The sequence below is a fragment of the Cellulomonas rhizosphaerae genome (assembly GCF_003470205.1).
GTDB lineage: Bacteria > Actinomycetota > Actinomycetes > Actinomycetales > Cellulomonadaceae > Cellulomonas > Cellulomonas rhizosphaerae.
This window is the reverse complement of the sequence record NZ_QWKP01000218.1, coordinates 1-22308: the sequence shown is the minus strand read 5'-3', so window position 1 is coordinate 22308 and position 22308 is coordinate 1. Positions and strand designations below refer to the sequence as shown.

Below are 22308 nucleotides of genomic sequence, written 5' to 3'. Positions count from 1 at the left end.
GAGCGGGCCCTACGCGCTGCTTCTTCGATCCTGCTCGATGGGCGCCGGCCGCCGGACGGGCCGCGTCTGCACCTTCGCTACGCACGGCGGCATCGCCTTGACCGCCGCGTGCTCCCGCGAGCGGTAGGCGGTCGGGCTCTCCCCCACGATCTCCGAGAACCGCGAGCTGAACGACCCGAGCGAGGTACACCCGACCTCCATGCACGCGTCGGTGACGGAGGCCCCGGACCGCAGCAGCGCCATCGCTCGCTCGATCCGCCGCGTCATGAGGTAGCTGTAGGGCGTCTCGCCGTACGCGGCACGGAAGCGGCGCGAGAAGTGCGCGGGCGACATGTACGCGCGCTCCGCCATCGTCGGCACGTCGAGCGGCCGGGCGTACTCGCGGTCGATGAGGTCGCGCGCGCGGCGCAGGTCCGCCAACGTCGCGAGCTCGTCGGGAGTCATGCCGACAACCGTAGGACAGGTCGCCCGACGACGGCAGGGGCAGACTGGCAGCCATGCCGGCCCCCAGCGTCTCGTCGTCCATCACCGCCCGCCTGCAGGTCCAGGCCCGCCCCACCGCCGTGAGCGAGCTGACCACCGCGATCGAGGTCGCCGGCGGCATCGTCACCGCCCTCGACGTGACAGCGTCGGGCCACGAGCAGATGACGGTCGACGTCACGTGCGCGACCCGCGGCGAGGAGCACGCGTCGGACATCGTCGAGGCCCTCAAGGCCCTCGCGGGCGTCGTCGTCGAGCGCGTCAGCGACCGCACGTTCCTCATGCACCTGGGCGGCAAGCTCGAGATCACCTCGAAGGTCCCGCTGCGCAACCGCGACGACCTGTCGATGGCGTACACGCCGGGCGTCGCGCGCGTCTGCGAGGCCATCGCGGCCCACCCCGAGGACGCCCGACGACTGACGATCAAGCGCAACACCATCGCGGTCGTCACCGACGGCACCGCGGTCCTCGGGCTCGGCGACATCGGCCCGCTCGCCGCGCTGCCCGTGATGGAGGGCAAGGCCGTGCTGTTCAAGCGGTTCGCGGACATCGACGCGTTCCCGATCGCGCTCGACACCACCGACGTCGACCAGATCGTGGAGACGGTCTGCGCGATCGCGCCGGTCTTCGCCGGGATCAACCTCGAGGACATCTCCGCGCCACGCTGCTTCGAGGTGGAGCGCCGACTGCGCGAGCGGCTCGACATCCCGGTGTTCCACGACGACCAGCACGGCACGGCCATCGTCGTCGTCGCGGCCCTGACCAACGCGCTGACCGTGGTCCGCAAGGACATCCGCTCGGTGCGGATCGTGCTGTCGGGGGCGGGCGCCGCAGGGACGGCGGTGCTGCGGCTCCTGCTGGCCGCGGGCGCGACCGACGTGGTCGTCGCGGACGTCGACGGACTCATCCACGCGGCCCGGCCCGGGCTCACCGAGCGCCTCGGCTGGACCGCGAGCGTCACCAACCCGCGCGGCGTCACGGGCACGCTGCGCGAGGCGCTCGCCGGGGCCGACGTGTTCATCGGCGTCTCGGCCCCGGACGTCATCGGCGGCGAGGACGTCGCGACGATGGCCCCCGACTCGATCGTCTTCGCGCTGGCCAACCCGCGCCCCGAGGTCGACCCCGACGAGGCGGCCCAGCACGCCGCGGTCGTCGGGACCGGCCGCTCGGACTTCGCGAACCAGATCAACAACGTGCTCGCGTTCCCCGGCGTCTTCCGTGGCCTGCTCGACGCGCAGTCGCACACCATCACGGACACGATGCTGCTGGCCGCGGCCCGCGCGCTCGCGTCGGTGGTCAGCCCGGACGAGCTCAACCCGACCTACATCGTGCCGAGCGTGTTCAACCCCGAGGTGACCACGCGCGTCGCTCACGCGGTCGCCGAAGCGGCGCGCCAGGCGGCGACCGCCTAGGCACGAGCGAGCGCGGTCGTAGCCGGCGACCGATGCGAGCGCAGCACCCGGGCCGCGAGCGAGTACATCAGCGCGACGACCACGGCCACGATCGCGACGTCCGTGACGAACGGGAGCCACGCGACGCTCGTCGGGTGCTCCCACGGGCCCAGCGGGCGCGTCTCGAACGGCAACGGCGGGTCGAGCACGGACTGGTCTTGGCCCAGCCAGCCGAAGGGACCGCCGAATCGGAGGATCCCGAGCCCGCTCGCGGCGGTCACGGTCGCCCGGTCGAGCAGTGCGACCAGCACGACGACCGCAACGGACACGACGACGACTGCAGCGGCCGGCACCACGCGACGCATCACCCGGCCAGCATGTCAGCCGCCAAGCTGCGCAGGCGGACGTTCAGCGCCAGGCGCCCCGCACGTACTGCGGCTGCCACCCGGTGGTCGTGGCCGACGACGCGTCGAGCGGCAGCGCCTGCGTCACGACGCCGAGCTCGTGCGCGGCCCGCAGCGCCCACGACGGGTCGCGCAGAGCGCCCCGCCCGACGAGCACCGCGTCGGCCTCCCCGGTCGCGATCACGTGCTCCGCGAGCACGGGGTCGTCGAGCAGCCCGACGGCCGCGACGGCGAGCCCGGCCGACGCGCGCACCTCACGCGCGGCCGGCACCTGGTAGCCCGGCCCGACCGGGATCTCGGCCGCCGCGTTGCCGCCCGTGGAGACGTCGATCAGGTCGACGCCGCGGCCGGCCAGGTCCTTCGCGACGAGCGCGACGTCCTCGACCGTGAGCCCGCCCTCGACCCAGTCGGTCGCCGAGACCCGCACGATCAGCGGCAGCTCGTCGGGCCACGCGGCGCGGACGGCCTCGACCGTCGCGGCGAGCAGCCGCGCGCGGTTCTCGAGCGAGCCGCCGTACTCGTCGTCGCGCACGTTCGACAGCGGCGAGAGGAACTGGTGCAGCAGGTAGCCGTGCGCGGCGTGGATCTCGACGACGTCGAAACCGGCGGCCAGCGACCGGCGTGCCGCCGCGGCGAACTGCCCGGGGATCTCGGCGATCTCGGCGGCGGTCAGCGCCGACGGCTCGGCGTAGCCCGCGAAGGCGAGCGCCGACGGCCCGACCGTGCCCCAGCCACCCTCGGCGGGCGGGACCGAACCGCGCCCGGAGGAGAACGGCGAGTGCGTCGACGCCTTGCGGCCGGCGTGCGCGAGCTGGATGCCGATCTTGGTCCCGCGCGCGTGCACGAAGTCGGTGATGCGGCGCCAGGCCGCGACCTGCTCGTCGTCCCAGATGCCCGTGTCCTGGGGCGAGATCCGACCCTCGGGGACCACGGCCGTCGCCTCGGTGAGCAGGAGCCCGAACCCGCCGGCGGCGCGCGCGCCGAGGTGCACGAGGTGCCAGTCGTTCGGGACGCCGTCGACGGCGGAGTACTGGCACATGGGCGCGAGCCACGCCCGGTTGGCGAAGGTGGTGCCGCGCAGGGTGATCGGGTCGAACAGAGAGGTCATGCAGCCACGCTATGTCCGGCGGGCCGCGTCGGCTGAGGCCCTCGGTCCTTCGTCCCAGGATCCGGCCGGGTGTTCGCGGGACGCTGAACCCGTGCTGACCATCTCCGAAGCCGTCGACGCCCAGGCGGACGCCGCGCACCACAAGGTCGACCTGCTGCGCACGCCCGGCGTCTTCCTGGTGCGGACCGCCCTCGCGGGTGCCTACATCGGCATCGGCGTCGTCATCATGGCGACCGCCGGCGGCCCGCTCGCCGCGGTGGGCTCGGGGTTCACGCCGCTCGTCCAGGGCCTGGTGTTCGGGGTCGCGCTGACGATCGTCGTCGTCGCCGGGGGTGAGCTGGCGACCTCCGCGATGATGATCCTCACGCAGGGTGCCGTCCGCGGCGTGGTCGGCTGGGCGCGCGCCGCGGCCACGCTGCTCGCCGTGCTCGCCGGCAACTTCGTCGGTGCCTTCGTTTTCGCCGTGCTGGTGCACGCCTCCGGTGTCCTGGCCCCCAGCACGCCCGGCGGGGCGATGATCGCGACGATGATCGAGCACAAGGCGGCCGAGACCTCGGGCCAGCTCGTCGTCCGGGGCATCCTGTGCAACCTGCTCGTCTGCCTGGCCGTGTGGTGCGCGGCCCGGCTGCGCAGCGAGGGTGCGCGCATCGCGGTGATCTTCGCGTGCGTGATGGTGTTCATCACCTCGGGCTTCGAGCACGTGGTCGCGAACATGACGACCTTCTCGCTCGGGCTGCTCGGTGGCCTGCCCGGCGCGACGATCGGCGAGTTCGCCCGGAACGTCGCGGTGGTCGGCCTCGGGAACACGATCGGCGGCGCGGTCCTCGTCGGCCTCGCCTACGCCTACGGCAGCCGACCCGCGTCGCCCGACACGCCCGCACCGGAGCGCGAGGCGACGACGACCGCAATACGGTGACCGGGAACGGCGGCGCACCCGCGTCGCCCCCTCGGCCATCACTGGAGCACGGATGAGCACCTCCGACCCCGACCGACCGACCGAAGTCCAGCCCGCCGTCGACGGCGAGCCCCCGCAGGCGCCCGCGAGCGAGCCCGCCGTGGACACCGGCCGCCACGCCGTCGTCCGTCCCGCGCCGACGCCGCCGCCGGAGGACGAGCCGACGAAGACCTTCGCGCGCGTCAGCTCCCGCACCCCGGTCGAGCCCGCCGCGCCGAGCACCGGCCCCGCGACGGCCGTCGTCCCGCCTCCCGCCGAACCCGCGCCGGGGACCAAGGAGCAGCCCGTGGTGGCCGCTCCCGAGTCCACGTTCACGCCGCAGCCCCCGACCGACGAGGAGCTTTTCCCGGACCCGAACGCGCCGCGCTCGACGTCGGTCGGCACGCACGTCGTCGGCGCGATCGTCGGGCTCGTGCTCGGCCCGGTCGCGGCGGGCACGCTGCTGATCGGCCAGGCGCGCATCCTCGAGGCGCAGGTCAGCGGCTGGACGGCGACGGTCGACACGATGGGCATCGTGCTCGTCGGGATCGGCCTCCTGCTGCTCGGCTGGGTCGTCCTGCTCGGCACATGGACGCCCGCCGTCCCGCTCACCGCGGGCGTCGTGCTGTCCGGGCTCGGTGGCGTCTCGCTCATCGCACCCGGCGTTGCGCGCGACCTGACGCTGCAGTACGTCGACTCCTCGGGGTGGCACCTGACGATCACGCAGGTGCTCGTCTCCGGCTCGTCGGGCACGCTGCTCACGGCCGGGTTCCTCGTGCTGCTGTCCGGCTTCGTCGCGGCCGCTGCGCGTCGTCGCGGCGTCCGGCTCGGGGAGTTCCGCGAGCGGCACCGCTGACCTCGGCGCGAGCCTCCGGGCGGAGATGACTAGAGTGCGGTCCGGGGGCTCGCCCCCGTCGCACCGATGCCGCTGCACAGGAGGTCTGCGTGACCGACACGACCCCCGGTGGTCTGGAGAACCTGCTCTCCGAGGACCGCCGGTTCCCCCCGAGCTCCGAGTTCGCCGCCCAGGCCAACGCCCACAAGGACACGTACTCGTGGGCGAACGCCGACCGCCCCGCGTTCTGGGCCGAGCAGGCGCGTGACCTGCTCGACTGGAGCACCCCGTTCGAGGAGGTGCTCGACTGGTCGGGCGCCCCCGTCGCCCGGTGGTTCGCCGACGGGCAGCTCAATGCCGCGTACAACGCCGTCGACCGGCACGTCGAGGAGGGCAACGGCGACCGCGTCGCGCTGCACTTCGAGGGCGAGGCGGGCGACACACGCACCATCACCTACGCGGACCTGCAGCGCGAGGTCTCCAAGGCCGCCAACGCGCTCGGCGCGCTCGGCGTCGAGACCGGCGACCGCGTCGCGATCTACCTGCCGCTCATCCCCGAGGCCGTGTTCACGATGCTCGCGTGCGCCCGCATCGGCGCTCCGCACTCGGTGGTCTTCGGCGGGTTCTCCGCCGAGGCGCTGTACTCGCGGATCGTCGACGCCGAGGCCAAGCTCGTCGTCACCGCCGACGGCGGCTACCGCCGCGGTGCCGCGTCGGCGCTCAAGCCCGCGGTCGACGAGGCACTGACGAAGGGCGAGCACACCGTCACGCACGTGCTCGTGGTCAAGCGCACCGGCGGCGACGTCGAGTGGACCGACGAGCGCGACGTGTGGTGGTCCGACGTCGTCGACGGCGCCTCCGACCAGCACACGCCCGTGCCGCTGGACGCCGAGCACCCGCTGTTCATCCTGTACACCTCGGGGACGACGGGGAAGCCCAAGGGCATCTTCCACACCACGGGTGGCTACCTCACGCAGGCGGCGTACACGCACAAGGCGGTCTTCGACCTCAAGGTCGAGACCGACGTCTACTGGTGCACCGCCGACATCGGCTGGATCACCGGCCACACGTACGTCGTCTACGGCCCGCTGATCAACGGCGCCACGCAGGTCATCTACGAGGGCACGCCGGACACCCCGCACCGCGGTCGCTGGTGGGAGATCATCGAGAAGTACAAGGTCTCGATCCTGTACACCGCACCCACCGCCATCCGTACGTGCATGAAGTGGGGCGAGGAGATCCCGTCGAAGTTCGACCTCTCCTCGTTGCGCGTTCTCGGCTCGGTCGGTGAGCCGATCAACCCCGAGGCGTGGATCTGGTACCGCCGGGTCATCGGCGGCGACAAGGCGCCGATCGTCGACACCTGGTGGCAGACCGAGACGGGCGCGATCATGATCAGCCCGCTCCCGGGCGTCACCGAGACCAAGCCGGGCTCGGCGCAGGTGCCGCTGCCGGGCATCGCCGCGACCGTCGTCGACGACGACGCGAACCCCGTGCCGGACGGCGCGGGCGGCTACCTGGTCATCACCGAGCCGTGGCCGTCGATGCTGCGCGGCATCTGGGGTGACCAGGAGCGCTACGCCGACACGTACTGGTCGCGCTTCAAGGACCTGTACTTCGCCGGCGACGGCGCCAAGAAGGACGACGACGGCGACATCTGGCTGCTCGGCCGCGTGGACGACGTGATGAACGTGTCCGGCCACCGCCTGTCCACCACCGAGATCGAGTCCGCCCTCGTGTCCCACCCGTGGGTCGCGGAGGCGGCGGTCGTGGGTGCGGCCGACGAGACCACGGGGCAGGCGGTCGTCGCGTTCGTCATCCTGCGCGGTGACGCGGGCGGCGGGGACCAGGCGCCCGACGAGGTGCAGACGACGCTGCGCAACCACGTGGCCAAGGAGATCGGGCCGATCGCCAAGCCGCGCCAGATCCTCGTCGTCGCGGAGCTGCCCAAGACGCGCTCGGGCAAGATCATGCGCCGCCTGCTGCGCGACGTGGCCGAGAACCGCCAGGTCGGCGACGCGACCACGCTCGCGGACTCGTCGGTCATGGACCTGATCGCGGCGGGCCTGTCCGCACCGGGGGCCAAGCAGGAGGACTGAGCCGCGGAGCCCGGGGTCGTGGTCGTGCGACTGCGACCCCGGGTTCGCGCGTCCTGGGTCGTCCGCCGCGTGGAATGGGCGGCGGGGCGCGGGTTGCGGGCTGCCAGACTGGCCCCCGATCCCGATCGAGAGGCACCCCGTGGCTGAGCTGACCATCCCCGCCGACCTGCTGCCCGCGGACGGTCGCTTCGGTTCCGGCCCGTCCAAGGTCCGCGACGCGCAGGTCGACGCGCTCGTCGCCCACCGCGCTCTGCTCGGCACCTCGCACCGCCAGGCGCCCGTGAAGAACGTCGTGCGCTCGGTGCAGGAGGGGCTCGCGACGCTGTTCGGGCTGCCCGACGGGTACCAGGTGGTGCTCGGCAACGGCGGCGCCACCGCCTTCTGGGACATCGCGACGTTCGCTCTCGTCCGCGAGCGCTCGCACCACCTGGTGCTGGGGGAGTTCAGCCGCAAGTTCGCACGCGAGACGGCCGCTGCACCGTTCCTGGCCGCCCCGGTGGTGCAGGAGGTGCCCGCCGGTCAGGGCGTGCTGCCCGCCGCGAGCGCCGGCAGCGACGTGTACGCGTGGCCCCACAACGAGACGTCCACCGGCGTGATGCTGCCCGTGCAGCGCGTGGCCGAGGCCGACGAGGGCGCCCTGGTGCTCGTCGACGCGACGTCCGGCGCCGGAGGCCTGCCGGTCGACATCGCCGAGACCGACGTCTACTACTTCTCGCCGCAGAAGGGGTTCGCCTCCGAGGGCGGCCTGTGGGCGGCGATCCTGTCGCCCGCCGCGATCGAGCGCGCGCACCAGGTCGCCGCGACCGACCGGTGGATCCCCGACTTCTTCGACCTGGTCACGGCCATCGACAACTCGGCCAAGCACCAGACGTACAACACCCCGGCGATCGCGACCCTGGTCCTCATGGACTCCCAGATCCGCTGGCTCAACGCTCAGGGCGGGCTCGACTGGGCCGTCGCCCGCACGCGCGACTCGTCGTCGCGCCTCTACGACTGGGCCGAGCGGACCGACTGGGCCACACCGTTCGTCGCCGACCCGGCGTTCCGCTCACAGGTCGTCGGGACCATCGACCTCGACGCGTCCGTCGACGCGGACCGCGTCGTCGCGACGCTGGCCGCCAACGGCGTGCTGGATGCGTTCCCGTACCGGGCGCTCAAGCGCAACCAGCTGCGGGTCGCGATGTTCCCCGCGATCGAGCCCGACGACGTGAGCCGGCTCGTCGGCTGCGTGGAGTACGTGGTCGAGCACCTCTGACCCCTGCCTCGTCGGGCGCCCGACATCCGGGGTGAAACGTTTCGGGCCGTGGAGGCCCGCAGGGCTAACTGGTTGTGTGACCACGCACCCGCCTGCCGGCCGACGACGGCGCGGCGGGTGGGTGCAGCCAACCGGCCGCCGGCACGTGCGCGGCCACCCGAAGCCCCCGGAACGAGGATGTCCCATGAGGTCTCGAAAGTCCCTGCTGCCCGGCGTCGCCGTGGCCACCGCACTCGTCGCGCTCGGCGCGACGACGCTGGTCTCCACGTCGGCGCGGGCCGCCACGCCGCCCGGCCTGCACATCTCGGGCACCCAGCTCGTGGAGAAGGACGGCACGCCGTTCGTCGCCCGCGGCGTGAGCCACGCGCACACCTGGTACACCTCGCAGACCGCGGCCGCGATCCCCGCCATCCGCGCCGCCGGGGCCAACGCGCTGCGCGTGGTGCTCTCCGACGGCACGCGCTGGACCAAGAACGACGCGGCCGACGTCGCGAACATCATCAGCCTTTGCAAGGCGAACAAGCTGATCTGCATGCTCGAGGACCACGACACCACGGGCTACGGCGAGGAGGGCGCCGCCTCGAGCCTCGACACGGCCGCCAGCTACTGGATCTCGCTGGCCTCGGTCCTCCAGGGCCAGGAGGACTACATCCAGATCAACATCGGCAACGAGCCGTTCGGCAACAACGACACCGCCAACACCAAGTGGGCCGGTGACACGGCCGCCGCGATCAAGAAGCTGCGCGCCGCGGGCCTGCACCACAACATCGTGGTCGACGCCCCCGCGTGGGGCCAGGACTGGAAGAACATCATGCGCGACAGCGCGGCGACGGTCGCGGCCGCCGACCCCGACGCGAACACGCTGTTCTCGATCCACATGTACGGCGTCTACAACACCGCCTCGTCGATCACGTCGTACCTCGACGCGTTCAAGGCCAAGGGCCTGCCGCTGATCGTCGGCGAGTTCGGCTACCGGAACAGCACGGCCGACGTCGACGACGCGACCGTGATGGCCGAGGCCGTGAAGCGCAACATCGGCTACTACGGCTGGTCGTGGTCGGGCAACACCGACCCGATCCTCGACATGGTGCTCAACTTCAACCCGGCGAACCTCTCCCCGTGGGGCCAGAAGGTGCTCAACGGGGTCAACGGGATCAAGGCGACGGCCGTGACGGCGAAGATCTACGGCGGCACCCAGCCGACGCCGACGCCCACGCCGACCGTGACCCCGACTCCCACCCCCACCCCCACTCCGACGCCCACCCCGACGGTCACGCCGACCCCCACCCCGACGCCGACCACCCCGGCCGGCAAGGCGTGCACCGCGACGCTCACCGTGAGCAGCACCTGGCCCGGCGGGTACCAGGCGGGCGTGACGATCAAGGCCGGCACGTCGGCGATCGCCGCCTGGAAGACGACCTTCGCTGTCCCGACGGGCGGCACGGTCCAGGGGTGGTCCGGCACGTTCAGCCAGGCGGGCTCGATCGAGACGGTCACCAACGCCCCGTGGAACGGCTCGCTGGGCGCCGGCGCGACGACGACCTACGGGTGGGTGGGGACCGGCACGGCCCCGAGCGCCTCCACCCCGGTCACCTGCACGGCCAGCTGACCCACCCCACCGCCAGAGCAGCTCCACCGCGTGGCCCCGTGCTCCCCCGAGCCCGGGGCCACGCACGCACCAGCGCCGGCCCCAGGGCCACTAGGTGCAGCGTTAATGCCGCTATGCGTAAGTAACGCTGCACCTAAGCGCCGCGCCGCGCCGACCCGCGTCCGCGTCCCGGGCCACTAAGTGCAGCGTTAGTACCGCTATGCGCAACTAACGCTGCACCGAAGCGCCCGAGCGCAGCGCTGCGCCGCAGTCGGGGGCGGCGCGGTGCGGTGTGTGCCCACGACGCCGAGTGACCAGGGTGCGCGTGCTGCGCGGCCTGGCCGGTGTCAGGGGGTCGTCAGGGCCTGGAGGTTGCGGGCGGCCTCGCGGCCGGCGCGGTTGGCGCCGATCGTCGACGCGCTCGGGCCGTAGCCGACGAGCTGGATGCGCGGATCGGCGACGACCGAGGTGCCGTCCATCACGATCCCCCCGCCCGTCCCGCGCAACCGCAGCGGCGCGAGGTGGTCGAGCGCGGCACGGAAGCCCGTGCACCACAGGACCGTCGCGGCCTCCACCGACGCCGGCCCCTCCGCCCAGCCGTTCGCGACAGGGACCTCGTCCCACTCTGCGCCCGTCGCGGTCAGGCGGCTGAACATGGGCCTCGCCGCGAGCACGCCGGCCTCGATGCCTGCGCGGTAGGCCGGGGTCAGCGGCAGGCCGGTGACGCTGACGATGCTCTGCGGGGGCAGCCCCGCGCGCGTGCGTTCCTCGACGAGCGCCACGGCGGCCCGGCCGACCTCCGGCCTGAACTCCTCGTCGCGCCACTGGGGCGGCCGGCGGGTCACCCAGGTGGTCGTCGTGACCTCCGCGAGCGCGAGCAGCAGCTGCACCGCGGAGGTGCCGCCGCCGACCACGATCACGTGCCCGTCCGCCAGCTCCTGCGGCGTGCGGTAGTCGTGCGTGTGCAGCTGGCGGCCGCGGAACGCCGCCTGCCCCGGGTACACCGGCCAGAACGGCTTCGACCACGTGCCGGAGGCGTTCACGAGCCCGCGGGCACGCCAGACGACGCCCTCGTCGGGCCGCTCGACGCTGTGCGACTCGACCACGAGCCACCCGTCGACGTCGCTCACGCGAGCGACCTTCACGGGCCGCTGGACGTGCAGGTCGAACGCGTCCTCGTACTGCGCGAAGTAGTGCGGCACCGCACGCGCGGCGGGTTCCGCGGGGTCGACGACGCGGAACGGCATGCCGGGCAGCTCGTGCACGCCGTGCGCGTCGGCCATCGTCAGGCCAGGCCACCGGTGCTGCCACGCGCCGCCGGGTGCGGGAGAGTCGTCGAGGACGACGAACGTCCGCTCCGCGCGCTCCCACCCGCGCTCGCCGACGGCCGTGTAGCCGCTCGTGCGCAGGTGATGGGCCGACGAGAGCCCCGCCTGACCGGCCCCGATGACGACGACGTCCACCTCGACCGGCCCGTCGGCCGACCGGTGCGCGCCGCGCTCCCGCCGCGACCGCCGGCTGGGCGCCTCGACGGCGACGGGCTCCGCCGACGGCGCCTCGTCGTCCCCCGCACCGAGGTCGTCCACGGGAGCCGCGTCCACATGAGCGTGCGCCCCACCCCCAACGGGCACGGGCCGCGGCGACCCCGCGTCGTCGAACTCCAGCACGAGCTCCATCGTGTCGTCGGACCGGGGAGACGCACGGGCCGGCTCCGGGCTCGCCGGGGCCTCGCGCGTCTCGTCGGGCGGCTGGTCCATGTCCGACCAACGTACCCGCCCACGCGCGCGCCGAGGAGGGCTTCGGCATTTCACCCGCCCCCGCGGACGGCCTGTCGTGGTGGGATGGACGGATGTCCGATCCGAGCACGCCGGTCCAGGTCCGCACGGGGCCGCTGCCCACGCCCGAGGCGGACGAGGTCCGCGAGCTGGCCGCGCGCGCCGCAGCGGTCGACGGCATCGCGCCGCTCTCGGAGCAGCCGCTGCTGTGGCTCGAGGACGACCAGGCGCGGGTCGCGCACCTGCTGGCCCGCGACGAGGACGGCACGCTCACCGGGTACGCGCAGCTCGACGTGAGCCTCGCCGCGACGGTCCGCGGCGAGCTGGTCGTCGACCCCGCGCACCGCCGCCGCGGCGTGGGCCGGGCACTGCTGGCGGCCGGAGCGCCCGTGACCGACGACGTCCTCGACCGGGTGCTGCACGTGTGGGCGCACGGCGACCTGCCCGCGGCCCGGGCGTTCGCCGCCGACGCGGGGATGCCGGTGGTCCGCGAGCTGTGGCAGATGCGCCTCGAGCCGCTCGAGCGCGGCGGTGACGTGGTCCTGCCCCCCGGCGTCACGCTGCGCCAGTTCGTGCCCGGCCAGGACGAGGACGCCTGGCGGCGCGTGAACTCGCGCGCGTTCGCGCACCACCCCGAGCAGGGCCGCATGACGTCGGCCGACCTGCGCGCGCGCGAGCTCGAGGCCTGGTTCGACCCGGCCGGGTTCCTGCTCGCCGAGCGCGACGGCAAGCTGCTCGGCTCGGTGTGGACCAAGGTGCACCCGGCCGGGGAGCACGGGCCCGTGCCGGTCGGCGAGATCTACGTCGTGGGCGTCGACCCCGACGCGCAGGGCCTGGGCCTGGGCAGCGCGCTGACCGTCGCGGGCCTCAACCACCTGGCCGCGCGGGGACTGTCGGCGGCGATCCTCTACACCGGCGCGGAGAACACCGTCGCGATCCGGACGTACCGCCGCGCCGGGTTCGAGAAGTCGGCGACGGACGTGATGTTCGGTTCCGATACCCGCCGTTCACCGACCGGTGCCACGATGGCACCATGACGGACGCACCTGCGCTCGAAGCCGAGCTCGCCGCCCACATCGCCGAGCACGTCGCGGCCCCCGAGACCGCGCCCGAACCCGCGCCCTCGGAGCCCCTGCCCGACGACAGGTTCAGCGACCGCGAGGTCTCCTGGCTCGCGTTCAACCAGCGCGTGCTGGAGCTGGCCGAGGACCCGGACCTCCCGCTGCTCGAGCGCGTGCGGTTCCTGGCGATCTTCGCGTCCAACCTCGACGAGTTCTTCATGGTCCGCGTCGCCGGCCTCAAGCGCCGCATCGCGACCGGCATCGCGGTGACGGCCGCGTCGGGCCTCGCGCCGCGGCAGGTCCTCGAGGCCATCAGCGAGCAGGCGCACCAGCTCATGGACCGGCACGCGCGCGTGTTCGCCGAGCAGGTCCAGCCCGCGCTGGCCCGTGAGGGAATCACGCTCGTGCGCTGGCAGGACCTCGGCGAGAGCGAGCAGGACCGCCTGCGCAAGTTCTTCCGGCGCCAGATCTTCCCGGTCCTGACGCCGCTCGCCGTGGACCCCGCGCACCCGTTCCCGTACATCTCGGGCCTGTCGCTCAACCTCGCCGTGGTCGTCGTGAACCCGACGACCGGCAAGGAGCACTTCGCCCGCGTCAAGGTGCCGCCCCTGCTGCCGCGCTTCATCGCGGTCGACGCGAGCGGCCGCCCGAGCGCGCCCGACGAGCAGACCGCGAGCGTCGAGAAGGGCCCGACGAGCTTCGTGCCCGTCGAGGACGTCATCTCCGAGCACCTCGAGCACCTGTTCCCCGGCATGGAGGTCCAGGAGCACCACACGTTCCGCGTGACCCGCAACGAGGACGTCGAGGTCGAGGAGGACGATGCCGAGAACCTCCTCAAGGCGATGGAGAAGGAGCTGCTGCGCCGCCGGTTCGGCCCGCCCGTGCGGCTCGAGATCGCCGAGGGCATCAGCCCACGCATCCGCCGCCTGCTCATCCGCGAGCTGGGCATGGCCGACGACGAGGTCTACGAGCTGCCCGCGCCGCTCGACCAGACCGGGCTCAACCTCATCGCCGACCTCGACCGCGCCGCCCTGCAGTTCCCGCGGTTCGTCCCGACCACCCACCGCCAGCTGGCCGAGGTCGAGAGCGCGACCCCGACCGACGTGTTCGCCAAGATCCGCGAGCGCGACATCCTGCTGCACCACCCGTACGACTCGTTCTCCACGTCGGTGCAGACGTTCCTCGAGCAGGCCGCGGCCGACCCGCAGGTGCTGGCCATCAAGCAGACCCTCTACCGCACGTCGGGCGACTCCCCGATCGTCGACGCCCTCATCGACGCCGCCCAGGCGGGCAAGCAGGTGCTGGCGCTGGTCGAGATCAAGGCCCGGTTCGACGAGCAGAACAACATCTCCTGGGCCCGCAAGCTCGAGCAGGCCGGCGTGCACGTGGTCTACGGCATCGTCGGGCTCAAGACGCACTGCAAGCTCAGCCTGGTGGTCCGTCAGGAGTCGGACGGGCTGCGCCGCTACAGCCACGTCGGCACCGGCAACTACCACCCCAAGACCGCGCGCCTGTACACGGACGTCGGCCTGCTGACGGCCGACCCCGAGGTGGGCCAGGACCTCACGCGGCTGTTCAACCAGCTCTCCGGGTACGCGCCCAAGAGCCGGTTCCACCGCCTGCTCGTCGCCCCGCGCAGCGTGCGCGCCGGGCTCGTCGAGCGGATCGACCGTGAGGCCCAGGCCGCGCGCGACGGCCACCCGGCGTGGATCAAGATCAAGGTCAACTCGATGGTCGACGAGGCCACGATCGACGCCCTGTACCGCGCGTCCCAGTCGGGCGTGCCGGTCGACATCGTCGTGCGCGGCATCTGCTCGTTGCGCCCCGGCGTCCCGGGACTCAGCGAGAACATCCGCGTCCGCTCGATCCTGGGCCGCTTCCTCGAGCACGCCCGGATCTTCGCGTTCGCGCACGCCGTGCCGACCGAGGACGACACGTTCGAGGGCCCCGACGTGTTCATCGGCAGCGCCGACCTCATGCACCGCAACCTCGACCGGCGCGTCGAGGCGCTCGTCCGGATCGCCGACCACGATCAGATCGCCGAGCTCGTCGACCTGATCGACGAGTCGATGGACGAGGGCACCGCGTCCTGGCACCTCGACGCCGAGGGCGCCTGGACCCGTCACGCGCAGGGGCCGGACGGGCCGCTCGTCGACCTGCAGGCCCAGCTCATCGCGCGGCAGCGTCGGCGCCCGGGCTCGGGCCGGTGAGTCACCCGACCCACCCGGCGGTCGTCGAGGCCGCCGGCGCCCTGGTGTGGCGCGTCCGTACGGGGCGGCTGCAGGTCGCACTCGTGCACCGTCCTCGCTACCGCGACTGGTCGTGGCCCAAGGGCAAGCTCGACCCGGGCGAGACGATCGTGCAGGCCGCCTGGCGCGAGGTCGCCGAGGAGACGACGCACGACGTCGTGCTCGGCATACCGCTGCCCGGCCTGGAGTACAAGATCTCCGACGGGCGCACCAAGCGCGTGCGCTACTGGGCCGCCCAGGTCGCGGGCCGGCAGGACGCCGCCGCGCTGCGCGCCCGGCCGCCGGTCCCCCGTGCCTCGATGGACGAGATCGACCAGGTGCGCTGGTTCGACGTGGACGTCGCGGCTCAACGGCTCACCCGGTCCGACGACGCCGTCCCGCTGGTCCACCTCGTCGAGGCCCACCGCAAGGGGCGGCTCGATACTCGCGCGGTCGTCGTCGCCCGGCACGGCCGCGCGACCCGTCGGTCCGCGTGGAAGGGCACCGAGCTGGACCGGCCGCTGACCGCCGTGGGCGCCCGGCAGGCGACCGGGCTCGTCCCGGTCCTGTCCGCGTTCGGTGCGTCCCGCATCGTCTCGAGCGAGTGGGGCCGCTGCGCTGCGACCGTCAAGCCCTACGGCGCCGCCGCGCAGGTGCCGATCGAGATCTCGCCGCTGCTCACCGAGCAGGAGCACACCGTGTCGCCCGCGCGCGTGGCCCGGCAGCTCGTCGACCTGCTGGAGTGGCCGGGCGACTCGGTGCTGTGCACGCACCGACCGGTGCTGCCGACCGTCCTGGACGTCCTCGCCCAGCACGCCCGACGATCCGTCGTCGACGCGATGCCCACCGACGACCCGTTCCTCGAGCCGGGCGAGGCGCTCGTCGCGCACGTCGCCCAGACGGCCAAGGGGCCGCGGGTCGTGGCCGTCGAGCGGCACAAGCCCGTCGCGGCCTGACCGTCGCTGATCACACCCCGATCAGGCCGCTATCGGTTGAGGATCGGGTTCAGCACGAAGTAGAAGAGCGAGGCCACGGCTGCGGCGGCCGGGATCGTCAGGACCCACGCGATGCCGATGTTCTTCGCCACGCCCCAGCGCACCGCGGAGGCCCGCTTGGTGGCGCCGACGCCCATGATCGCCGAGGTGACCGTGTGCGTCGTCGAGACGGGCGCGTGCAGCACGAACGCGTTGACGTACAGCACGGTCGCGGAGACGGACTCGGCGACGAAGCCGCGCGCCGGGTCGACCTCGATGATCTTGCGCCCGAGCGTGCGCATGATGCGCCACCCGCCCGAGTACGTTCCGGCGGAGATCGCGGCGGCCGCGCAGACCTTGACCCACAGCGGGATGCCGTCGTCCGGGTTCGCCCAGCCGACCGTCAGCAGCGCGAGGTAGATGACACCCATCGTCTTCTGCGCGTCCTGCAGGCCGTGGCCCAGGGCCATCGCCGAGGCGGAGACGGTCTGCGCGAGGCGGAAGCGCCGCATCGTCTTGGCGGGCGCCGCGTTCCGCAGCAGCCACAGCACGCCGACCATGATCGCGAACGCGAGCAGGAAGCCGACGAGCGGGGAGAAGACCATCGGCAGCACGACCTTCTCGTACACCGACTGCCAGTAGACGCCGAGGCTCGCGGCAAGGCCGGCGCCGACGAGGCCACCGATCAGCGCGTGCGTCGACGAGGACGGCAGGCCGAACCACCAGGTGATGAGGTTCCACGTGATGGCGCCGACGAGCGCACAGACGATCACGACGAGCGCCTGGTGCCCAGTCGCGTCCTTGAGGTCGACGATCGACGTCGCGATCGTCTCGGCGACCGCCGTTCCCAGCAGGGCGCCGACGAAGTTCATGACGGCCGCCATGGTGAGCGCGACCCGCGGCGTCAGCGCGCGCGTCGACACCGAGGTCGCGATGGCGTTCGCTGCGTCGTGGAAACCGTTGGTGTAGTCGAAGCCGAGCGCGAGCGCGATGACGACGACGACGAGTGCTGCTTCCACCGTGGCTCAGGACTCCTTGAGCGCGATGGTCTCGACGGTATTCGCCACCTTCTCGAACGCGTCGGCGGCGTCCTCGAGCTTCTCGACGATCTCCTTGAGCTTCATGAGCTCGATCGGGTCGGCGATCTCGTCGAACATCTGGGCCAGCAGCTTGCGGTGGATCTTGTCTGCCTGGTTCTCGAGGCGGTTGACCTCGACCCAGTACTCCGAGAGCGAGTCCATCGAGCGCAGGCGCGGCATCGCGTCGGCGGTCAGCTCGGCGGCACGCTGCAGCACCTGGACCTGGTCCGAGACGCGCGCGGGCAGCTCGTCGACCTTGTACAGGACGATGAGGTCAGCGGCCTCGTCCATGTAGTCCATGCAGTCGTCGAGGCTCGACGCGAGGTTGTAGATGTCGTCGCGGTCGAACGGCGTCACGAACGTCTGGTTCAGGCGACGCATGATCGTGTGGGTCGCGTCGTCGGCTGCGTGCTCCGCCTCAGCGATCGCCTTGCCGATCTCCTTGCGGGTCGGCCGGTCCGCGCCGAGCATCTCGCCCAGGAGGTTTGCTCCGGTGACCAGGTGCTTGGCAGAGGCGGCGAAGAGGTCGAAGAACGTGGTGTCGCGCGGTGTCAGGCGCAGGCGCACGGGAGGCTCCGGGGAGGGGGACGGCGGACGGAAATCAGGCTAGGACAAGCCCCCTTGATTACCTAACGCGAGGCGACTCGGGGGTGCACACATGGTGACACCCGAACGACGCGCTCGGGACCGCTTTGGTCCCTCCCGCGACGCATCTCGTACGTCGTGGCCCTCGACCACGCTCGCGCCCCGCCGTTCCGCGCGCGCCGAGGGTGGCGAGCCTCACTCGGAGCCCTGCCCAGCAACCCGCCGCGCCCGCTCCACCCGAACCGGCGCGAACCACCCGTCCCGGGCACGAGCACCCCGATGCGCTCAGGCGATCACCCCATCCGCGCTCTCCCGTCCGCAGCGCCCGCCGCCCCCGCGGCACCCCGCTCCCCCCGATGAACGCAGGTCTCGTTGAACCATTCGCGCCGCTCACGTGCACGCGCGCTGCAACGATCCCTGCATTCACAGCAGTTCAGGGATCGGGGGGGTGGGCGACGCCGGGCCGGTGGGTCCTGGCCGGCGACGGGGCGAAGCACCGGCGCAGCAGGCGTGCCCGCTAGGGCGACGCCGGGCCGGGAGCGCCTCTCGGCGCGGGGCCACTCGAAGTGGCTTGAAATGGAGCCCGGGGCTACCGCGACCCGGCGTCGCCCTCCATGCTACGCCCGGCGCCGCGGCACCGGCCGGGTCCGGGCGTCGTCACTCGAGCTTGCCGGCCCGCCACAGGGCGGCGGCGTGCTCGAGCTCCTCGGCGGTCCGCACGAGCGACGCCGCGCCGTGGGTCAGCCGCACCGCGCCGCCGGGATCGACGACGTCGAGGTGGTCGGCGTCGAACGCAGCCCCCGCAGCGAGCACCCGGCAGAACGAGGCGGCCCGCTCGAGCGCGACGTCGAGGTCCCCGGTGTACACGCCGGACAGCACCGCGTCGGCGACCGCGCGGACGTCGGCCGGGCCGGCGGCGTCGGCCACGCCGGCCACGACCTCGTGCACCGGCGCTGCGCCGACACCGAGCCGGTAGCGGTCGGCGACCGTGTCGGGGTCGCGCCGCACCCACTCGCGCAGCACGTAGAGCCGCCAGAGCGCCCCGGGCAGGGTCGGCGCGGGTGCGTCGGACCAGAGTGCCGCGACGACGTCCAGACCTTCGGTCTCGACGAGGGCGATGAGCCGCGCCAGCACGTCGGGGTCGGCGTTCGCGCGCCCGTGGTGGACCAGCGCGGCGGCCGTCGTGTGCGCGACCTGCGAGCGCAGGGCCGGGTCGAGTCCACCGGGCAGCTCCTCGGCCTGGGCCGGGTCGAGCATCGCGGGACGACGAGGGCGTCGGGCTTCCGAGTCGGACATCACCACCTCCGCCGACCATCCTGCCTCACCCCTCCCGGCACCCCCGAGAGTTGGGTAGTGTCCGAAATGCTCCTCGACGTGCAAGGACGCAGGTCGCGGGCCAGAGTTGGGGAAAGCACACCCCGGGAGGCACCTGGGGGCGGAGCCGGAGGAGCCTGGACCATGTCCCACACCCCAGAGCCACCCCAGGGCGGAGCGGCATCGGCCGCGCAGTCCGGGCGGCACCCTCACCACAACCGGGCGATCGCCCTCGCGGTCGCGGCGGCCGTCGGTGGCTTCCTGTTCGGCTTCGACAGCTCCGTCATCAACGGCGCGGTCGACGCGATCGCGGTGCAGTTCGACCTCGGCGACACGCTCAAGGGCTTCGCCGTCGCGGTCGCGCTGCTCGGCTGCGCGTTCGGTGCCTGGGCGGGCGGCAAGCTGGCCGACCGGTGGGGCCGCACGCGCGTCATGTTCCTCGGCGCGGTGCTCTTCTTCGTCTCCTCGATCCTGTCCGGCATCGCGTTCGGCGTCTGGGACCTGATCCTGTGGCGCGTGATGGCCGGTATCGGCATCGGCATCGCCTCGGTCATCGCCCCGGCGTACATCGCCGAGATCGCGCCCGCCGCGATGCGTGGCCGCCTCGGCTCGCTGCAGCAGCTCGCGATCACCATCGGTATCTTCGCGGCCCTGCTGTCCGACCAGATCATCGCCAGCTCGACGAGCCCGACGGGCGACCAGCTCGCCGCCTCGGCCGAGCTCTGGGGCCTCGAGGCCTGGCGGTGGATGTTCATCGTCGCCGTGATCCCGGCCGCCGTCTACGGGATCCTCGCGCTGATGATCCCCGAGTCGCCGCGCTACCTCATCTCTCGCGGGAAGCGCGAGGAGGCGAAGACGGTGCTCGCCTCGGTGCTCGGTCCTGACGAGGACGCCGAGCAGCGCATCTCCGAGATCGAGCGGACGATCGAGGCGGACAAGAAGCTCGAGCAGCAGGCCAGCCTGAAGGGACCTCGGTTCGGGCTCCTGCCGGTCGTCTGGGTCGGCATCCTGCTGTCGGTGTTCCAGCAGTTCGTCGGCATCAACGTGATCTTCTACTACTCCAACACGCTGTGGCAGGCGGTCGGATTCGACGAGAGCGACTCGTTCACGATCTCGACGATCACGTCGGTCACGAACGTCGCCGTCACGTTCATCGCCATCGCGCTCATCGACAAGATCGGCCGCCGCCCGCTGCTGCTCATCGGGTCGGCCGGCATGGCCGTCTGCCTCGGGATCATGGCGATCGCCTTCACTCAGTCGTCGGGCACGGGCGACGACGTCTCCCTGCCGGGCGCCTGGGCCCCGGTCGCGCTCGTCGCTGCCAACCTGTTCGTGGTCTTCTTCGGCGCCACGTGGGGTCCGCTCGTCTGGGTGCTGCTGGGCGAGATGTTCCCCAACCGCATCCGCGCCGCAGCGCTCGGCGTCGCGGCGGCGGCGCAGTGGATCGCCAACTTCGCGATCACCATCTCGTTCCCCCCGCTGCTCGGGGCATTCGGCGCGACCATCCCGTACGCGATGTACGCAGCCTTCGCCGCGCTCTCCTTCTTCTTCGTGCTCACCAAGGTCCCCGAGACCAAGGGGCGCCAGCTCGAGGACATGGAGGGACTCCAGGTCGAGCGCAAGGGCCGCGGCGCCGCCGCCCAGCCTTCGTAGTCACGCACGTCCCGACGAAGGGCGCCCGACCCACCGCGGTCGGGCGCCCTTCGTGCGTCCGAGATCACCCGGAGAAAAGTTGCTTGCTGCAAGCATCGGTGTATATGGTTGCAGCAAGCAACCAAGGAGATCCATGAGCGTCCTGCTCGACGAGCCCGAGCGCGCGACCGCGAGCCCGCACCTCACCCTGCTGCGCGCGGTCGAGCAGTTCACCCGCACGCTCCGCGAGGGCGGCGCGACGCTCGCGCGGACGGTCGACTGCTCGCGAGCGACGCTGGCGATCATCCGCACGCTCGACCTGCGCGGCCCGCTGCCCGTCAGCGAGATCGCCCAGGTGCTGCGCGTCGACATCTCGGTCGCGAGCCGCCAGGTGAGCCTCATGGTCGACGACGGCTTCGTCGAGCGGATCGTGGATGCCGACGACCGCCGCGTGCGGACCATCGCCCTGACGGCCGCGGGCCGGCGGCGCACCCGGGAGATCGAGCACGCGCTCGAGGCCCGGGTCCGCGACGTGTTCGCCGCCTGGTCCCCCGCCGAGGTCGACGCCGCGACGACGGTCCTGCACCGGCTCGCCGCGGCCATCGACGCAGCCGAGCACCCCCACGCCTGACCCCCACCTTCGACCTGCCGACGACGCCGGGCCGCCCCATCCCCGCACACAGAAGGAACACCGCGTTGAGCACTGAAGTCAGCACCGAAGACGTCAAGGCACCGGCCATGACGCACCGCGAGGTCCTCGAGGCCCTCTCGGGCATCCTCCTGGGGATGTTCGTCTCGATCCTCGCGACGAGCGTCGTCTCCTCGTCCCTGCCCCGCATCATCACGGACCTGAACGGCAACCAGTCCGCGTTCACCTGGGTCGTCACCGCGACCCTGCTGACCACGACGATCTCCACCCCCATCTGGGGCAAGCTCGCCGACCTGGTCAACCGCAAGCTGCTCATCCAGCTCGCGCTGGTCATCTCGGTCGTGTCCGCGGCGCTCGCCGGCTTCTCGCACAACACCGAGATGCTCATCGGCATGCGCGCCCTGCAGGGCATCGGCGCGGGCGGCCTGACCGCGCTCGGCAGCGTCCTGATCGCCGACATCATCAGCCCGCGCGAGCGTGGCCGGTACATGGGCTACATGGGTGCCGTCATGGGCGTCGCGATGGTCGGCGGCCCGCTGCTCGGCGGCGTGCTCACCGACTCCGCGCTCGGGTGGCGCTGGAACTTCTTCGTCGGCCTGCCGTTCGCCGTCGCGGCCATCGTCGTGCTGCAGCGCACGCTGCACCTGCCCAAGGTCGTGCGTCGCGTCGTCAAGATCGACTACCTGGGCGCCGCGCTCATCTCCGTCGGAATCGCGGGCCTGCTGCTGTGGATCACGTTCGCGGGCGACAAGTTCGCGTGGGGCTCGTGGCAGACCGCCGCCATGGTCGGCGGCTCCCTCGTCGCGCTCGCGCTGGCGATCTGGGCCGAGTCGAAGGCCGCCGAGCCGATCATCCCGCTGCACCTGTTCAAGAACCGCACGTTGGTCCTCGCGGTGATCGGGAGCGTCGCCGTCGGC

Annotated in this window: 19 protein-coding genes; 12 read left to right on the top strand and 7 right to left on the bottom strand. The window is 72.5% G+C overall.

The window, feature by feature from the left end; all coding sequences use genetic code 11:
- Positions 1 to 9: 9 nt before the first annotated feature.
- Complete coding sequence (locus tag D1825_RS15450) at positions 10 to 444, bottom strand: helix-turn-helix transcriptional regulator (RefSeq protein ID WP_118768309.1); 435 nt, start codon at positions 442 to 444, stop codon at positions 10 to 12.
- A gap of 53 nt (positions 445 to 497) precedes the next feature.
- Here D1825_RS15450 and D1825_RS15445 point away from each other — a divergent pair, with 53 nt between their 5' ends.
- A complete protein-coding gene (locus D1825_RS15445) occupies positions 498 to 1892 on the top strand; it encodes an NAD-dependent malic enzyme (protein WP_118768308.1) in 1395 nt (464 codons plus the stop codon).
- Here the strand turns inward: D1825_RS15445 and D1825_RS15440 are convergent.
- Positions 1889 to 2239: a hypothetical protein gene (locus D1825_RS15440; protein ID WP_138067696.1), complete on the bottom strand. Its 351-nt coding sequence runs from the start codon at positions 2237 to 2239 to the stop codon at positions 1889 to 1891. The genes D1825_RS15445 and D1825_RS15440 overlap by 4 nt on opposite strands.
- A 40-nt stretch (positions 2240 to 2279) precedes the next feature.
- Positions 2280 to 3383, bottom strand: a complete 1104-nt coding sequence (locus D1825_RS15435) for an NADH:flavin oxidoreductase/NADH oxidase (RefSeq protein WP_118768306.1) — start codon at positions 3381 to 3383, stop codon at positions 2280 to 2282.
- A gap of 91 nt (positions 3384 to 3474) precedes the next feature.
- On the opposite strand from D1825_RS15435, the gene D1825_RS15430 reads away from it, so the two are divergent.
- The 5 genes from D1825_RS15430 to D1825_RS15410 all read left to right on the top strand — a co-directional run bounded on the left by D1825_RS15430 (position 3475) and on the right by D1825_RS15410 (position 10115).
- On the top strand, positions 3475 to 4299 hold the full coding sequence (locus D1825_RS15430; RefSeq protein ID WP_118768305.1) for a formate/nitrite transporter family protein: 825 nt from the start codon (positions 3475 to 3477) through the stop codon (positions 4297 to 4299).
- A gap of 52 nt (positions 4300 to 4351) precedes the next feature.
- Positions 4352 to 5173, top strand: coding sequence for a hypothetical protein (locus D1825_RS15425; RefSeq protein WP_118768304.1), 822 nt, complete (start codon positions 4352 to 4354; stop codon positions 5171 to 5173).
- 89 nt (positions 5174 to 5262) lie between these two features.
- Entirely contained in the window at positions 5263 to 7251 is a 1989-nt protein-coding gene (gene acs / locus D1825_RS15420) for an acetate--CoA ligase (protein WP_118768303.1), read from the top strand.
- Positions 7252 to 7390: 139 nt separating this feature from the next.
- A complete protein-coding gene (gene serC / locus D1825_RS15415; protein ID WP_118768302.1) occupies positions 7391 to 8506 on the top strand; it encodes a phosphoserine transaminase in 1116 nt (371 codons plus the stop codon).
- 184 nt (positions 8507 to 8690) lie between these two features.
- Positions 8691 to 10115 (top strand): cellulase family glycosylhydrolase, encoded by a 1425-nt coding sequence (locus D1825_RS15410; RefSeq protein ID WP_118768301.1) that lies wholly within the window; start codon positions 8691 to 8693, stop codon positions 10113 to 10115.
- Positions 10116 to 10441: 326 nt separating this feature from the next.
- Here the strand turns inward: D1825_RS15410 and D1825_RS15405 are convergent, their stop codons facing one another.
- Positions 10442 to 11851, bottom strand: coding sequence for an NAD(P)-binding domain-containing protein (locus D1825_RS15405; RefSeq protein WP_233549933.1), 1410 nt, complete (start codon positions 11849 to 11851; stop codon positions 10442 to 10444).
- Between the two features lie 92 nt (positions 11852 to 11943).
- On the opposite strand from D1825_RS15405, the gene mshD reads away from it, so the two are divergent.
- The 3 genes from mshD to D1825_RS15390 are packed head-to-tail and all read left to right on the top strand — an operon-like array spanning position 11944 to position 16114.
- Positions 11944 to 12906, top strand: a complete 963-nt coding sequence (gene mshD / locus D1825_RS15400; protein WP_118768300.1) for a mycothiol synthase — start codon at positions 11944 to 11946, stop codon at positions 12904 to 12906.
- Positions 12903 to 15140 (top strand): RNA degradosome polyphosphate kinase, encoded by a 2238-nt coding sequence (locus tag D1825_RS15395; RefSeq protein WP_118768299.1) that lies wholly within the window; start codon positions 12903 to 12905, stop codon positions 15138 to 15140. The genes mshD and D1825_RS15395 overlap by 4 nt, the downstream gene beginning before the upstream one ends.
- Entirely contained in the window at positions 15137 to 16114 is a 978-nt protein-coding gene (locus D1825_RS15390) for an NUDIX hydrolase (RefSeq protein WP_118768298.1), read from the top strand. The genes D1825_RS15395 and D1825_RS15390 overlap by 4 nt, the downstream gene beginning before the upstream one ends.
- A gap of 29 nt (positions 16115 to 16143) precedes the next feature.
- On the opposite strand, the gene D1825_RS15385 is transcribed toward D1825_RS15390, so the two are convergent.
- The 3 genes from D1825_RS15385 to D1825_RS15375 form a co-directional block, all read right to left on the bottom strand.
- Complete coding sequence (locus tag D1825_RS15385) at positions 16144 to 17151, bottom strand: inorganic phosphate transporter (RefSeq protein ID WP_118768297.1); 1008 nt, start codon at positions 17149 to 17151, stop codon at positions 16144 to 16146.
- Positions 17152 to 17157: 6 nt separating this feature from the next.
- Positions 17158 to 17778 (bottom strand): DUF47 domain-containing protein, encoded by a 621-nt coding sequence (locus tag D1825_RS15380; RefSeq protein ID WP_118768296.1) that lies wholly within the window; start codon positions 17776 to 17778, stop codon positions 17158 to 17160.
- Positions 17779 to 18453: 675 nt separating this feature from the next.
- On the bottom strand, positions 18454 to 19053 hold the full coding sequence (locus D1825_RS15375) for a hypothetical protein (RefSeq protein ID WP_118768295.1): 600 nt from the start codon (positions 19051 to 19053) through the stop codon (positions 18454 to 18456).
- 201 nt (positions 19054 to 19254) lie between these two features.
- Between D1825_RS15375 and D1825_RS15370 the strand changes: the two genes are divergently transcribed.
- The 3 genes from D1825_RS15370 to D1825_RS15360 form a co-directional block, all read left to right on the top strand.
- The gene (locus D1825_RS15370; RefSeq protein WP_118768294.1) at positions 19255 to 20763 is read left to right on the top strand and encodes a sugar porter family MFS transporter; all 1509 of its coding nucleotides are present in this window, start codon (positions 19255 to 19257) and stop codon (positions 20761 to 20763) included.
- Between the two features lie 133 nt (positions 20764 to 20896).
- On the top strand, positions 20897 to 21373 hold the full coding sequence (locus tag D1825_RS15365) for a MarR family winged helix-turn-helix transcriptional regulator (RefSeq protein ID WP_118768293.1): 477 nt from the start codon (positions 20897 to 20899) through the stop codon (positions 21371 to 21373).
- Between the two features lie 107 nt (positions 21374 to 21480).
- Positions 21481 to 22308: MFS transporter (locus tag D1825_RS15360; RefSeq protein ID WP_118768292.1), on the top strand; the 828-nt coding region annotated here is incomplete at its 3' end.

Coding starts and splice junctions, on each gene's coding strand:
- D1825_RS15450 (WP_118768309.1), bottom strand. CDS start 444: ATGACTCCCGACGAGCTCGCGACGTTGGCGGACCTGCGCCGCGCGCGC.
- D1825_RS15445 (WP_118768308.1), top strand. CDS start 498: ATGCCGGCCCCCAGCGTCTCGTCGTCCATCACCGCCCGCCTGCAGGTC.
- D1825_RS15435 (WP_118768306.1), bottom strand. CDS start 3,383: ATGACCTCTCTGTTCGACCCGATCACCCTGCGCGGCACCACCTTCGCC.
- D1825_RS15425 (WP_118768304.1), top strand. CDS start 4,352: ATGAGCACCTCCGACCCCGACCGACCGACCGAAGTCCAGCCCGCCGTC.
- D1825_RS15410 (WP_118768301.1), top strand. CDS start 8,691: ATGAGGTCTCGAAAGTCCCTGCTGCCCGGCGTCGCCGTGGCCACCGCA.
- D1825_RS15405 (WP_233549933.1), bottom strand. CDS start 11,851: ATGGACCAGCCGCCCGACGAGACGCGCGAGGCCCCGGCGAGCCCGGAG.
- mshD (WP_118768300.1), top strand. CDS start 11,944: ATGTCCGATCCGAGCACGCCGGTCCAGGTCCGCACGGGGCCGCTGCCC.
- D1825_RS15395 (WP_118768299.1), top strand. CDS start 12,903: ATGACGGACGCACCTGCGCTCGAAGCCGAGCTCGCCGCCCACATCGCC.
- D1825_RS15375 (WP_118768295.1), bottom strand. CDS start 19,053: ATGCTCGACCCGGCCCAGGCCGAGGAGCTGCCCGGTGGACTCGACCCG.
- D1825_RS15370 (WP_118768294.1), top strand. CDS start 19,255: ATGTCCCACACCCCAGAGCCACCCCAGGGCGGAGCGGCATCGGCCGCG.
- D1825_RS15365 (WP_118768293.1), top strand. CDS start 20,897: ATGAGCGTCCTGCTCGACGAGCCCGAGCGCGCGACCGCGAGCCCGCAC.